Here is a 13666-nt window from a genome sequence, read left to right as displayed (position 1 = left end):
GCTATGCTTGTGAAAGCTTATTGCGCGGATACAGACTTGAACCATTCGTTAACTTCTTTGGTGATTTGGTCACCGCCATTGGATTTCCAATTGGCAACGAATTGGTCAAAAGAGTCTACTGGCAGTTTGCCATAAATAATTTTGTTGAAAGTTTCCATTTCGGACTGACGAAGCAGGTTCCATTTAGAAACCATTGTTGGTGTAGCAGCACCAGTAAAGTAGTTTTGTTTACGGACGTCTAACTGCGACATAACAACTTTTCCTGCCGCCCAGTTTTCTGGTTTACGGAACTCTGCCATTTGTTTTTCATAAGGTGTTACAGGTGTCTCGCCATCAGCAAGTTTAACCAAAGTCTTCATAAACAGATCAGGAATACGGGCCGGACCTGTTAAGAATGGGAATTCATTGGAGAAGTCTTTAATCTTGTCTTTATCACTTGTAGGTTGTCCATCAATCATATCCCAGTCGTAACCTTTAGCAAAGCCATATTCATATTGACTGCCTGCAGCCGGGTTAGCTAGGTTATCAAGCAAGTAGTTATAGTACAAGAAAATCGCTTCAGGGTGCTTAGCATCCTTGTTAATCATGATACTAGCGTTTACACCGGAATTCTGCCATTTGGTTCCAATCAAACCATCGGGTCCTGCTGGAACCGGATAACCTTTAATCTTCGCACCAGGTACATTCTTCATAAGGTCGGGAGCGGGCCAGTCTGGAACCCAGTTGGCGCCTGGCAGAATACCAGCTGCACCTTTCGTGAAGCTCTCAGCAGATTTACCTTCATCCCAAAGAGCGGAGTCCGTGTGAATATAGCCTTTATCCATCCATTCGCTAAGCTTCGCGAGTGCTTGCTTAGCACCTGGGTTAATGGAACCGTATTCTAGATTGCCGTCTTTGTCTTTGTTCCATTGTTCCTCAATCGTACCGTATGCCCCGAATAACCAGTCGAGTTGGCCCATCCAGGTATTTGTATTGTTTTTCAAAGAAATTGCAAGCGGGTACACATCTTTAGGTGCTAAGCCATCAGGGTTTTCGTTTTTGAATTTGTCCATGATGTTCTCAAGATCAGCGATGGTCTTAGGCGCTTCAAGGTTCAGCTTTTCCATCCAGTCTTCACGCAACCACAAGAGCGTATCATCATTGTCGGTATATTCAAGGATCGGCAGATTATACTTCTTGCCGTCTTTAGTGAATGGGTACCAAAGTTCTGGATGTGCTGCAACGTGATCTTTCAGAATTTTGTTGGCATACTTATCAAATAACTCATCAATAGCGATGAACTGACCGGAATCAATAAGCTGATTGGTCAATACTGCGTTAGTTGGTGCAAAAACGAAATCAGGAAGCTTTTCGCCGGAAGCAATGGCAAGTTGAAGCTTTTGTCTGTATTGATCGTCATTTGCAGGATACCAAGTATCTTTATGCTTCATACCCAATGTTTCAAGCATCCAGCGATCGTGAACGTTGTTTTCTTTGGTATCACCTTGAACATACTTCTTAGGCATCAATACGGCACTGAACTCGATTGGTGGATCGTATTTGCCTTTTGCGAAAGCAGCATCTGCTTCGGATTGGGTATTATTGGTAGCGTTACCATTTTTGGCGTTCTCATTAGATGTGCCGCTACTGCCACATGCTGTGAGAGTGATAAGTGCTGTGACCGTGAGAAGCGACCACATTTTCTTGAACTTGATCATTCTTCAATTCCCCCTACTGTGTATGATCTTTACAAGTGTAACTTTAACAACTTGTCGGGGATGTCATCTATATGAGATTTTTAGTTTTGATAGGACTCTATCATGCTCTTTATTTTGTGTCTCTATATTCCTGCGGTGTTACCCCAAACTGCCGTTTGAATACTTTGATAAAATAAGCAGGGTCCATATATCCAATCTCCATGCTGATTTCATAGACTTTTTTAGTGGTGGTCTTCAGCTTATGACAGGCACGATCCATCCGCAAGCGCGAGATATAATCGCTGATTCCTTCACCCGTTTCAATCTTATAGATTTTTGATAAATGTGTCGGATGGAGATTTACATGGTCAGCTAGAACACGTAATGATACATCATCATGCAAGTTCTTATCCGTATAATCTTGAATTTTCTTTACATATTCGGAACGAATGTCTTTAATTTCGTTGGATGTTCCTTCTTTTAGCTGGGCCAGAACACTTAGAGACCATTTTCTTAGTTTACTAATGCTGGAAAAAGCATCCCCGCTCTGCAACGCTTCGATATCGGTCCCCATTAAGTTTGCCAATGTATGACCGTTACGATGTGCGAGATTCGTGAAAGAGGCAGTAATTAAAAAGCCAGCCTCCATGCAATGCTCCCAGGATTCAGACCATTTCTCATCCAGCTCGGCACAGACGGCAAGCAATTTTTCTTCAGCCGCATCCCAATGTCCACTCTCCAGTAGATGAATCAAAGTGGGAGGGGTATAAAGAGCATCTAAGGGGCCATGCACTGAAGGAAGCTCCAAGTCACTAACGCGCATAATGAATTCACGCTCATCCCCGACAATTTGACGGAAAGAAGATGAAGCTTGCTGGAAACGAGTCGACAGCTGCTCAGGGAATTTGAACCACTCCGTGATTACAATGGAGAGTGAACCTTTCAGAAATTGCTTAACCTTATACTGAAGTTGTAAAGAAAGCTTCTCTAATATGGATTCTTTTTCAAGATCGGTTCCTTGATCTTTAAGCTGAAGCAGAAACACAAGGTAACCATGTTCTTCCTTAACCCCCCAGACCTCCATGAATTCTCCCATAATTTCTTCAGCCATATTAATGATCGCATATTCGATCAAGGTTTGATCTGTGTTATCAAATTCTCCGAATTCTTCTTCCATTCGTACAAGCATTAAAGCGGCTTCTCCGGATTGGAAGGGCAGATCGTAACTCACAAGCTTCCGTTCCCATTCACCGGCTTGAAATCGATGTCCTTGTAAGGCATCCAGGAGTAATCGCCCCCGTAAAACCGGAAGATTCTCCCGAAGGGTAAACTGGGTCCGCTTAAGTGAACTTATGAGCTCCCATTCTGCGTTTAATTGATTGATCGCATTTTTAACTGCTCCGAGCAATTCATCATCAGTAGGCGGTTTAAGCAAGTAATCCACGGTCTTATTTTGTAGTGCTTTTTTGGCATAATCAAATTCTGAATGACCGGATAATATAATACACTTTATTTTTTTATTGTGTTTTCTTATTCGTTCAATCAATTCAATTCCTGTCATTTCTGGCATTTGGATATCTGAGATCACTATATCAATGGGATGCGTATCGATAATTTGCAGCGCTTCACGTGCGGAATAAGCTTTATGCACCTGTTCAATTCCTAGCGTATGCCAGGGTTTAGTCATGGAAAGATTATCTACCCAGTGTGCTTCGTCGTCTACTATGATCATCTGCATGTTGTTAGTCTCCTTGATGTTCCTTTAATTTATAACTATCATCCTCAGTTGGGATTTCCCAGACAATTTCTGTTCGGAATCCACCGAGAGGGGATGGCTTGAAGGTAAGACTTGAATGATTGCCGAACAGGTGCATGATCCGCTGATTCGTATTCCAAAGACCACAACCCATTTCCTCCTGTAAAGGCTCTTGCATTTTACGGTTTAATGCTTCTAGCTGATCCGGATTCAAGCCGGGGCCGTCGTCATCAATATAAATTCTACAGAAACCGTTTGATTTCTCACCACTAATCTTGATCTCGCCTGATGAATAGGACTTCGCTACTCCATGAATCACAGAATTCTCCACCATAGGTTGGAGCATTAGGCGAGGTACAGATTGGCTAAGCATATCCTCAGGAATATCAATATGATAATCAATTCTGCCGTTGCGCAGTTTTTGGATATCTAAATAGTTGACCAAGAGCTTGATTTCTTCCTCCAAAGAAGCCGTCTCCCGTTCCATACGGGTGGTATAACGGTAGTAAGCACTTAAATTATATGCCATTGATACGACAGCGTCTTCATCCTTCATCTGGGCCATATTGATAATATAACCAAGACAGTTATAGAGGAAATGTGGATTAATTTGCGCTTGAAGCTGCTTGAGAGTAGCTTCTCGAGCTCGGATCTTTTCATTAAATACATTTTCTATCAGGTCTTGAATTTGATGGGACATATCATTAAAACGACGGAACAGAAACGAAAACTCATTTTGCTCATTGCTATGAAGCCGTACGGAGTAATCTCCTTGCTGTACGCGCTGTAAACCGCTGACTAGCTTTTTAATTGGATATTGAACGTTTCTATATAGCAGAATGGAAGAGGATACTCCCACAACAAATAGCAGAATCATTGTGATATAGAATAAATCCCGACTAAGAGAAATTGGTTTGAGAATTTGATAAAGCGGGACAACATCTACTAAATGCCAATCCAAAGAGGCTGATTTCACAGAACTGACCAAATAGTTCTTCCCATTTAGTTTCACTACATCCTGAGTTGTATTCTCTGGAGAGTGATTATCCAGGTAATTAACTAGTTCGTCGGATAGCTGCTTGTCCGCGCTACGGTTGAGGATCGGTTTCTCCCCTTTGTGATAGAAGAACGGATCGCCTTGTCCACCTGCTTTGTACGAATCGAGCATGTTCTGAATGTTCGTATAACTAAAACTAGCTTCAATGACTAGGCTACTTCCCGTTAATGTCCCCGGCTGAGCTAAGGAATCCGTTAAGAACCAGTAAAAGGATTTTAGATCGCCTTGAGATTCCACACCATGATCACCGTACGTCCATCTTCCGCTCATATTTGCTTTTAAATAATCCTCGTCATACCCGATGGGTCTGTCGTAATTGGCGATGACATCTTTATTTTGCTGTGAATGAACGGCGTATCTGGTCGGCCAAATATCTGTAACCCCAGCTTGAAGCACCATCTTTTCCTGGAGAATATATCTGGTCTGCATCTGATCATATCGATCTTCCCATACATTTAGTCCATTGAATGCCCTGACGTTGGGATCTCTTGACAGAATAAGAGTGAAGTCCATCATCTGATTAATTCGCGAATCGATCTGATTGGATAAAAAAGTAAGTTGTTTCGTATTGGACGTCTGCAACTCTTTGCCTACAACCTCGAAGGTGACGTTATTTGAAAAGGTATACATGATAATGATGGGAATGAATAGGATTATGATCAAGCTGTTTATTTTGGCAAACAGACTAAATCGAGATTGTAAGTTTCCTCTAAGTATTGTAAAGCGCTTCCATAAATTCATAAATGCCCCTCCAGATGTTGTCCTAATAAAACCCTATCAAGCCTAACAATGTTATATAGTCAAACCTGAGAAACGCCTGATACTATTTATAGCAGAGATCCCCATCACACACAAAATATTTTTTTTGGGAACAGGAGAGAGCTATGGAGGCTAATATGGAGGTTAACTCGATACCACAGGCGAGCCTAGAAAGTCAGCCGAGTAAAAAAAGAAAAAAAGGCTTTAATCAACCATGGATTCTCCATTTTATGGTGTTGCCAGCGGCAATCATGGTTTTTATTTTTTCTTATATTCCGATGTCCGGAATTCTTATGGCATTTCAAGACTATAAACCTGCACTAGGTTTTTTTGATTCCGAGTGGGTCGGACTTAAGCATTTCAGGTACATGTGGGAGAATGATTATTTCCTGTCCATTACGTGGAATACGTTATTTTTTGCTTGCTCCAAAATTGTTTTGAACTTGATTATTCCGTTTATCTTCGCCTTATTGCTTAATGAGGTAAGAAGAATGGGCCTTAAAAGAACTATTCAAACACTCGTTTATCTTCCGCACTTTCTGTCTTGGGTTACACTTTCAGGGATTCTTATTGATATCCTTGCTCAGACAGGTATTGTCAATCAATTCCTCACATCTGTATTCGGCATCAAGCCGATTTTCTTCCTAGGAGACGGCAACTGGTTCAGGTTCACTATCATTGCCAGTGATGTTTGGAAAGAGTTTGGTTTCAATACGATTATCTTTTTAGCGGCACTTTCGGGTATCAATCCATCACTTTATGAAGCTGCTGAAGTGGATGGGGCGGGGCGTTGGAAACAAACGATGTATATCACAATCCCAGCGTTAATCCCAATCGCTATCGTAATCGCCACCTTGGCACTGGGTAATGTGCTCAACGCAAACTTTGACCAGATCTTTAACTTGTACAGTCCATTGATCTATCAGCAGGGAGATATCATTGATACCTTCGTGTATAGAGAAGGTCTTCTAAGCGGACAGTTCAGTTTCGCAACCGCAGTTAATCTATTTAAATCGTTAATTAGCTTAGTCTTAATCGTAGTCTCTTACCGACTTGCTTATAGATTTGCAGGGTACAGAATTTTCTAGAAAGGATGACAACTGATGTACCATAAAACAATTCCATATCGAATATTCAGTATAATCAATAATGTGTGTTTGACAATCCTTTCCGTGCTCTGCCTGCTACCTTTGTACCACTTACTCATGGTATCTCTTAGTGCATCCGCACCTGCTAATGCTGGATTAGTCACATTCTGGCCGATTGGCTTTACCTTTGAAGCCTATGCAAAGACGTTTAATAATGTCAATTTCCTTAACTCCTTGTGGGTGTCTGTGGAACGGACAGTACTCGGAACAGGTCTAGCGCTGGTGGTAAATACGGTTGCAGCTTATGCGCTGTCTAAGGAAACAAGAGTCTTTCGTGCAAGAAACGTCTATCTTTGGTATTTTGTTGTCACCATGCTGTTCAGCGGAGGTCTGATACCGGGTTACATTCTAATTCTGAAGCTTGGTCTTATGAATTCATTGATGGCACTTATTCTTCCTGGATTAGTGGCTGTATTTAACATCATTTTGCTTCTGAATTTCTTCCGTACCGTACCTAAAGACCTTGAGGAAGCAGCTTTTATTGATGGGGCAGGACACTTTCAGACCTTTGTGAAAATATATTTACCGGTCTCCTTACCTGTTATTGCGACCGTTTCTCTATTCCTTATGGTAGGACACTGGAACGCTTATTTTGACGGTATTATTTATATCAGAGATGCAGACAAGCTTCCGCTAGCAACGTTTATGCAGACGATTATCGTTCAGGCAGATATGTCTAAGCTTGATCCGGCCGCCGTTGCTAATTTATCACAACGAACCATTCGGGCCTCGCAGATTTTCATAAGTGCTTTGCCAATTCTATTGGTTTATCCTTTCCTGCAACGTTTCTTTGTAACTGGGATTGTGGTAGGGGCTGTAAAAGAATAATTTCTTTTTAGAAAAAGAATTTGAAGAAGGAGCTACGGTTCTAGTCCAAGACTAGGGCATGTAGCTCCTTTTTTTTGCAATGAATTTCATGTCTAATTTGGATAATTATTGAAAATGATATAAATATTCAGAAAATTTTCATATGACGATCATGCTAACATAGGCTATAATGAGGTCTAAAAAAAGAAAAAAAGAAAACGGGGCATAAGAATGAATCAATTTAAAGGTGAAAAAAACCTTCTCTCGGAGAAGAAGGAGCGATTTTCTTCCGCCGGCTTTATTTTCGCAGCTATCGGAAGCTCAGTAGGGCTGGGGAATATGTGGAAGTTCCCCTATATTACTGGGGAAAATGGAGGAGCGGCTTTTTTCCTTCTCTTCATTGTATGTCTAGTGTTGATCGGTTTACCGGTGTTGCTGGCAGAGCTGGCCATCGGTCGCAGCGGACGTGGAAGCGCGGCTACTGCATTTGTACGTGCCGGAGGCGGGAAGAGCTGGATGGCGGTCGGATTTCTGCAAGTCCTTGCACCATTTTTAATTCTATCCTTCTATATCATTGTTGCAGGATGGACGCTGAACTACGCAATGATCGCATTTAATGGACAACTGTTTAGTTCTAGTAATTATGCAGGTGAATTCAACTCCTTTATCTCTGGACCTATGCCGATTGTTTGGCAGGGGATAGCAATCCTTATAACAGCGGGTGTAGTTATTCTTGGAGTATCAGGCGGGATTGAGAAATTTAATAAAGTATTAATCCCTGGTCTGGTCGTTCTTCTTTTTGTATTGATGATTCGCGCAGTAACCTTACCGGGTGCAGAAGAAGGGGTATCCTTTTTCCTAAAACCGGACTTCTCGGTATTAACGGCGGAATCTGCGCTAGTCGCATTGGGACATGCTTTCTTTTCATTGTCGCTAGGGATGGGAATACTCCTGACCTACGGCTCTTATGTGGATAAAAAACAATCGCTAGGAACTGCTGCGCTCGCAGTCGGGGCGGGAGATTTGTTATATGCGTTTATCGCAGGATTAATCATTTTTCCGACGACTTTCTCATTTGGCATTGCTCCTGATCAAGGACCTTCGCTAATTTTCATTGCTTTGCCGGCAGCTTTCTCAGCTATGCCGTTTGGTGCATTCTTTGGCGGTCTGTTCTTTATTTTGCTGGCGATTGCGGCTTTAACCTCTGCCGTATCCCTGCTTGAGGTACCTGTATCTTTCGCGATGGAGCGCTGGAATTGGAGCCGGAAACGTTCAGTTTGGATTTTGTCGCTAGTATGTTTCCTACTCAGTGTTCCTTCGGCGATGTCTCTGGGAATGTTCCCTGAGCTATCGTTTGGCGGCAAAGCGCTATTCGATTGGGTGGATTTTGTAACCTCTAACATTATGTTGCCACTAGGCGGTTTGCTGGTTACCATCTTTGCCGGTTATTTCTGGAAAGGGGCAGCAGAAGCGGCTGGGCTTAAGGCAGGTTGGTTCCGCGTTTGGTTGTTTATGCTCCGGTATGTTGCGCCGATTCTGGTATTTTTGGTATTGCTTCATACCTCAGGGATTATTAAATTTTAATTTAATTCAATGTCTGAAAAATCATCAAAAAAAGCTCTACGACCCTTGTGGTTGTAGAGCTTTTTTTGATATTGAAGATAAATACATTATTCCTCTAAATCCTACTTGACTAGGTGGATTAATTGGAATATAGTATAAAAAAGATTGAACGAATCCATTCAAAACTAATAATTGTATACAATTATACAAATATATTGTTGAGGCTCTCTTGCCCGACAGATTATCGATGAGGAGCTACATAGATATGGCGATTCGAACACGAAGGCTGTCAAAGGATAATACCTACGATGCATTAAAACAAAAAATTATTGATAGTGAATTAGAGCCGGATCAACCTGTACATGAAGAAAATTTGGCGGCGTTATTAGGAGTTAGTCGTACGCCACTAAGAGAGGCCATACAGAGATTGGAGAACGAGGATTTTCTCATTCGACAGCCAAATGGAAGACTGCGGGTAGCTTCTGTGACACTCAAAGAGGTTGAAGAAATATTTCATATTCGCAGCATGCTGGAGGGTTATATTGCAAGAAGTGCAGCTAAGCATGCTACAGAGAAAGATATTGTTAATTTAACGACATTGATTACCAAAATGAAACACTCCTTCCAGCTTGGCGACAATCAGAATTTCGTTACCTATGGATTTGAGTTCCATGATTATTTATCAGAAATCAGTGAGCTTAGAACGTTCGAAAAAGTTCTGAATCAATTAAGAGATCATTCCCTTCGTTATTGTCGATTCGTCTCCATGCATGGAGATTGGAATACACAGGCAGATGAAGAACATGATCTGATCTTGCAAATGATCGCTGACCACAATGAAGATGGTGCTGAAAAAGCCATGCGAGATCATATTTTAAGCAGTCTAGCTACTGCACTTGACCGGATTAAAGGTATTGAAGAAAAGCTGGAAGCATAAAGAAAGGGGAGCACTTTACTATGAATTTACTTAATGAGGCTGATCAAGCTTTAGTAAATCAATTAATAGATGTTCGAAGAAACCTGCACAGAGAGCCTGAATTAGCTTATGAAGAATTTAAGACCACAGAGAAATTACGAGAATGGCTGACTAACGCCAATATTCATATTTTAGACCTACCATTACAAACCGGACTTATTGCAGAGATCGGGCAAGGAAACGGACCTGTTGTAGCCATTCGCTGTGATATTGATGCACTTCCGATAGAGGAACAGACTGGATTATCTTTTGCTTCTGAGATTCCTGGGAAAATGCATGCTTGTGGGCACGATTTTCATACGGCTACGATTCTAGGAGCTGCCTTATTGTTAAAGGCACGTGAAAGTGAATTGCCTGGCAAGGTTAGAGTATTGTTCCAACCAGCTGAAGAAACAGGGCATGGGGCGGAAAGTGTCTTAGCATCAGGAGGACTCAAGGGTGTAGATGCAATATTTGGTCTACATAATTCACCAGACCTGCCAACTGGAGCATTTGGAACTAGAACGGGAGCTTTAACAGCAGGTGTTGATCGGTTTGAAATCACGGTAAAAGGTGTCGGCGCTCATGCGGCTACTCCGGAAAAAGGTGTAGATTCTATTGTCACTGCGGCTCAGATCATTACGTCGCTACAAACCATTGTTAGCCGTCAAAATAGCACCACTGAACCAGTTGTGTTAAGTGTCACCAGAATTAATGGGGGCTTCACATGGAATGTATTGCCGGAAAAAGTGGAATTAGAAGGTACGGTGCGAACTTATAATGAAGAAATTCGTGGCCAAATTCCAATCCAAATGACTCGAATTATTGAAGGGATTGCTGCAGCTGCAGGGGCAGAAGCACAGCTACATTGGTATCCTGGTCCGCCAGCAACGATAAACCATGGAGAATGGGCTGACTTTACCAAAGAGATCGCCTCACATGTCGGATACGAAGTACATGATATTCCTCCACAGATGGGTGGAGAAGATTTCTCCTTCTATCTACAACAGATACCGGGCGCTTTTGTAAATATAGGTTCAGGTCCAGCGTATGCTTTACATCACCCTCGTTTCGATGTGGATGAGGCTGCGATCTTACCTGCTGCGAAGTACTTCGCTATATTGGCAGAACAAGCATTGGTGAAGCTAAAAGTTAAAGCTTAATTAATCTCCTTGACCTAAATCCTAAAGATGATTGAGAGGAATGTATATGATTGAACTAAAACAGGTTTCCAAAACGTTCACTCGGAAAGGAATCACGATTGATGCTCTTAAAGGGATCGATTTAAAGGTTGATAAAGGCGATATCTTTGGCGTTATCGGCTATAGTGGTGCGGGGAAAAGTACATTAATTCGTTTAGTCAATTATTTGGAAAGACCTACTGAAGGACAGGTCTTCGTTGCTGGGCGTGATTTAGGAACCTATAACGATAAAGAGCTGCGTGCGGCTAAGAAGAATATCGGCATGATTTTTCAACATTTTAATCTATTAGAATCTAAAAAAGTATTTGATAATGTAGCGATTCCTCTGGTTCTTCTAAAAAAGAATAAGAATGAAATCCGCCAGCGTGTACAAGAGTTGCTAGAGTTTGTTGGATTAAGTGACAAAGCGGGGAGTTATCCCAGTGAATTGTCAGGTGGGCAGAAGCAGCGTGTCGGGATTGCTAGAGCACTTGCCTCAAATCCATCTATCCTTTTATGTGATGAAGCGACTTCTGCCTTAGATCCACAGACAACCCATTCTATTTTACAGCTATTAAAAAAGATCAATGCAGAGTACAACATTACAGTGATGATCATTACACATGAAATGTCTGTCATTCAAGAGATTTGTAATAAGGTAGCGGTCATGGAAGAAGGCCGGATTATAGAGCAAGGTAGCGTACTAGATGTATTCGGTAGCCCCAAGCATAAGACCACTCAAAATTTTGTGAAGACAGTTATTCAGAACAGCATTACACCGAGCGTGCAAAAAACCATTAAAACGGCGCCTGGCAGTGTTCTTCATAAGCTTAATTTTGTTGGTGAAAGTGCATCTGAGCCTATCCTGTTCGAAATGATTCGTTCCTTTGATGTGATGGTCAATATTTTATTTGCGAATACGACGGAGATTCAGGAAACGACACTGGGCACAGTAATTATTCAATGCAGTGGAGATACAGCTGAAATTAACAATGCGTTATCTTTCTTAAAACGTCATGGAGTCGGTGTAGAGGAGGTAGAATCTAATGTTTTCGACCACATTAACAGGTGATCAATTTCTGCAGGCGATTATTGAAACGATTCAGATGGTTGGCGTCTCCTTGTTTGTTGGCTCTTTGATTGGGATTCCTTTTGGGATATTGCTTGTAATCACTCGTCCTGGTGGTGTTTTGGAGAACAAAGCGCTTTACGCCATACTTAATCCGATTATTAACATCATACGTTCTCTGCCATTTATTATTTTACTTGTGGCAATCGTACCTTTCACACGTTTGATTGTTCATACTTCGATTGGCACAAGCGCAGCGATCGTACCATTAATTATCTATATTGCTCCTTACATTGGACGTTTGGTAGAGAACTCCTTGCTTGAAGTGAACCCGGGAATTCTTGAAGCCGCCGAAGCGATGGGGGCTACGCCATTTCAAGTAATATGGTACTTTTTATTGCCAGAGGCGGTTGGATCATTAATTCTGTCTTTGACAACGGCAACGATCGGGTTGATCGGTGCAACTGCAATGGCTGGTACGGTTGGAGGCGGCGGTGTCGGAGACTTGGCGATTGTATATGGATACCAACGTTTTGATACGGTTGTCGTGGTAGCTACCGTGATCATTCTCATTATTTTAGTGCAAGGCATTCAATCCTTAGGTAACACGTTAGCGAGAAAAATTCGCCGTTATTAGTCATTACATATTCCGGGAGGGAGTTTGGCAGATGAGTGAATGGAGTAAGCAAGATCGATTTAAAGCAATATTATCCGGTGAAAAGGCAGATCGTCCAATTGTAAGTGGGTGGCGTCATTTTATCGACAAAGAACAAACAGCAGATGACCTAGCACAAACTACGATTTCTTTCACGAAACAATATGATTGGGACTGGGTCAAGATTAATCCTAGAGCGACTTATTTGGCGGAAGCTTGGGGCAATCAATATGATTTTACGGACTATCAGACTGTATTTCCTAGGCAGCAAACGACTGCGATTCCATCAGCGGCTAATCTATGGGATATTGAAGTCAAAAAGGCTGTGCATACAGCTTCCTTGGCAGAACACTTAGACGGGGTTAGAAAAATTCGTCAAGGACTACCTGATACCCCACTAATCCAAACGGTATTCTCTCCATTGACTGTGTTGCTATTTATTGTAGGGCGTTCTGCTTATGTTACAAAAACAGTGTTTGGCATTGAGCATCCGGTAACTTTGGAGTCGTTATTTAAGGAGCATCGTGCGGCAGCACACCATGCGTTACATGCAATTTCATTAACCTTAGCCGATTATGTACAAGAGCTGCAGCATGTGGGTTCTGACGGTTTGTTCTACGCTGTGACAGGCACCGCTCATCCAGGATTATTTAATGAAGCCATGTTTGATGAGTTCTCCAGACCCTATGATTCTATAGTCTTAGAAGCTGCAAGCTATGGCAAAAACATTCTCCATACTTGTGGAGCCTATGCACAGCCTGAGAAATTTAATGATTATCGAATTGATGGGATCAGCTGGGATACTGTAGCCGAGGGGAACCCAGGTTTAGTGGCGGATCTCAAAGCTACTAAAGTAGGTGGCGTCGATCATGGGTTGTTCGCTGTAAACGATATCGCACAAATTAAGCAGCAGGCTAAAGAAGCATTGACATTAATGAAAGACCAGCCTTTTATTCTTTCTCCAAATTGCGCTATCCCGCTTAATGTGACGGATGAGGCGTTAGCACAACTAAAACAATCTATATTTGAATAGGAGATGA

At 42.0% G+C, this 13666-nt stretch carries 11 protein-coding genes; 8 read left to right on the top strand and 3 right to left on the bottom strand.

Annotated elements, in window-relative coordinates:
• Nucleotides 1-17 precede the first annotated feature (17 nt).
• The 3 genes from R50345_RS18755 to R50345_RS18745 form a co-directional block, all read right to left on the bottom strand.
• On the bottom strand, nucleotides 18-1697 hold the full coding sequence (locus R50345_RS18755; RefSeq protein ID WP_042129073.1) for a type 2 periplasmic-binding domain-containing protein: 1680 nt from the start codon (nucleotides 1695-1697) through the stop codon (nucleotides 18-20).
• A gap of 109 nt (nucleotides 1698-1806) precedes the next feature.
• The gene (locus R50345_RS18750; protein WP_042129071.1) at nucleotides 1807-3414 is read right to left on the bottom strand and encodes a response regulator transcription factor; all 1608 of its coding nucleotides are present in this window, start codon (nucleotides 3412-3414) and stop codon (nucleotides 1807-1809) included.
• A 4-nt stretch (nucleotides 3415-3418) separates the two neighbouring features.
• The gene (locus R50345_RS18745) at nucleotides 3419-5230 is read right to left on the bottom strand and encodes a sensor histidine kinase (RefSeq protein WP_042129070.1); all 1812 of its coding nucleotides are present in this window, start codon (nucleotides 5228-5230) and stop codon (nucleotides 3419-3421) included.
• 155 nt (nucleotides 5231-5385) lie between these two features.
• On the opposite strand from R50345_RS18745, the gene R50345_RS18740 reads away from it, so the two are divergent.
• The 8 genes from R50345_RS18740 to R50345_RS18705 all read left to right on the top strand — a co-directional run bounded on the left by R50345_RS18740 (nucleotide 5386) and on the right by R50345_RS18705 (nucleotide 13659).
• Complete coding sequence (locus tag R50345_RS18740) at nucleotides 5386-6336, top strand: ABC transporter permease (protein WP_042132288.1); 951 nt, start codon at nucleotides 5386-5388, stop codon at nucleotides 6334-6336.
• A 15-nt stretch (nucleotides 6337-6351) separates the two neighbouring features.
• Nucleotides 6352-7224 carry a carbohydrate ABC transporter permease gene (locus R50345_RS18735; RefSeq protein ID WP_042129067.1) on the top strand — a complete coding sequence of 291 codons (873 nt, stop codon included), beginning with the start codon at nucleotides 6352-6354 and terminating at the stop codon, nucleotides 7222-7224.
• Between the two features lie 210 nt (nucleotides 7225-7434).
• On the top strand, nucleotides 7435-8787 hold the full coding sequence (locus R50345_RS18730; RefSeq protein WP_042129066.1) for a sodium-dependent transporter: 1353 nt from the start codon (nucleotides 7435-7437) through the stop codon (nucleotides 8785-8787).
• A gap of 244 nt (nucleotides 8788-9031) precedes the next feature.
• Nucleotides 9032-9703: a GntR family transcriptional regulator gene (locus R50345_RS18725; protein ID WP_042129064.1), complete on the top strand. Its 672-nt coding sequence runs from the start codon at nucleotides 9032-9034 to the stop codon at nucleotides 9701-9703.
• 20 nt (nucleotides 9704-9723) lie between these two features.
• Nucleotides 9724-10884 carry an amidohydrolase gene (locus R50345_RS18720; protein ID WP_042129061.1) on the top strand — a complete coding sequence of 387 codons (1161 nt, stop codon included), beginning with the start codon at nucleotides 9724-9726 and terminating at the stop codon, nucleotides 10882-10884.
• A 46-nt stretch (nucleotides 10885-10930) separates the two neighbouring features.
• Complete coding sequence (locus R50345_RS18715) at nucleotides 10931-11974, top strand: methionine ABC transporter ATP-binding protein (RefSeq protein ID WP_042129059.1); 1044 nt, start codon at nucleotides 10931-10933, stop codon at nucleotides 11972-11974.
• A complete protein-coding gene (locus R50345_RS18710) occupies nucleotides 11949-12608 on the top strand; it encodes a methionine ABC transporter permease (RefSeq protein ID WP_042129057.1) in 660 nt (219 codons plus the stop codon). The genes R50345_RS18715 and R50345_RS18710 overlap by 26 nt, the downstream gene beginning before the upstream one ends.
• Nucleotides 12609-12639: 31 nt before the next feature.
• Nucleotides 12640-13659: a uroporphyrinogen decarboxylase family protein gene (locus tag R50345_RS18705; RefSeq protein ID WP_042129054.1), complete on the top strand. Its 1020-nt coding sequence runs from the start codon at nucleotides 12640-12642 to the stop codon at nucleotides 13657-13659.
• The last annotated feature ends 7 nt before the right edge of the window (nucleotides 13660-13666 follow it).

Source organism: Paenibacillus sp. FSL R5-0345, assembly GCF_000758585.1.
GTDB lineage: Bacteria > Bacillota > Bacilli > Paenibacillales > Paenibacillaceae > Paenibacillus_AQ.
This window is presented reverse-complemented; position numbering and strand designations above follow the sequence as displayed.

Excerpts from the sequence above, each read along its gene's own strand:
- R50345_RS18755 (WP_042129073.1), bottom strand. The coding sequence starts at position 1,697 with ATGATCAAGTTCAAGAAAATGTGGTCGCTTCTCACGGTCACAGCACTT.
- R50345_RS18750 (WP_042129071.1), bottom strand. The coding sequence starts at position 3,414 with ATGCAGATGATCATAGTAGACGACGAAGCACACTGGGTAGATAATCTT.
- R50345_RS18745 (WP_042129070.1), bottom strand. The coding sequence starts at position 5,230 with ATGAATTTATGGAAGCGCTTTACAATACTTAGAGGAAACTTACAATCT.
- R50345_RS18740 (WP_042132288.1), top strand. The coding sequence starts at position 5,386 with ATGGAGGTTAACTCGATACCACAGGCGAGCCTAGAAAGTCAGCCGAGT.
- R50345_RS18735 (WP_042129067.1), top strand. The coding sequence starts at position 6,352 with ATGTACCATAAAACAATTCCATATCGAATATTCAGTATAATCAATAAT.
- R50345_RS18730 (WP_042129066.1), top strand. The coding sequence starts at position 7,435 with ATGAATCAATTTAAAGGTGAAAAAAACCTTCTCTCGGAGAAGAAGGAG.
- R50345_RS18725 (WP_042129064.1), top strand. The coding sequence starts at position 9,032 with ATGGCGATTCGAACACGAAGGCTGTCAAAGGATAATACCTACGATGCA.
- R50345_RS18720 (WP_042129061.1), top strand. The coding sequence starts at position 9,724 with ATGAATTTACTTAATGAGGCTGATCAAGCTTTAGTAAATCAATTAATA.
- R50345_RS18715 (WP_042129059.1), top strand. The coding sequence starts at position 10,931 with ATGATTGAACTAAAACAGGTTTCCAAAACGTTCACTCGGAAAGGAATC.
- R50345_RS18710 (WP_042129057.1), top strand. The coding sequence starts at position 11,949 with ATGTTTTCGACCACATTAACAGGTGATCAATTTCTGCAGGCGATTATT.
- R50345_RS18705 (WP_042129054.1), top strand. The coding sequence starts at position 12,640 with ATGAGTGAATGGAGTAAGCAAGATCGATTTAAAGCAATATTATCCGGT.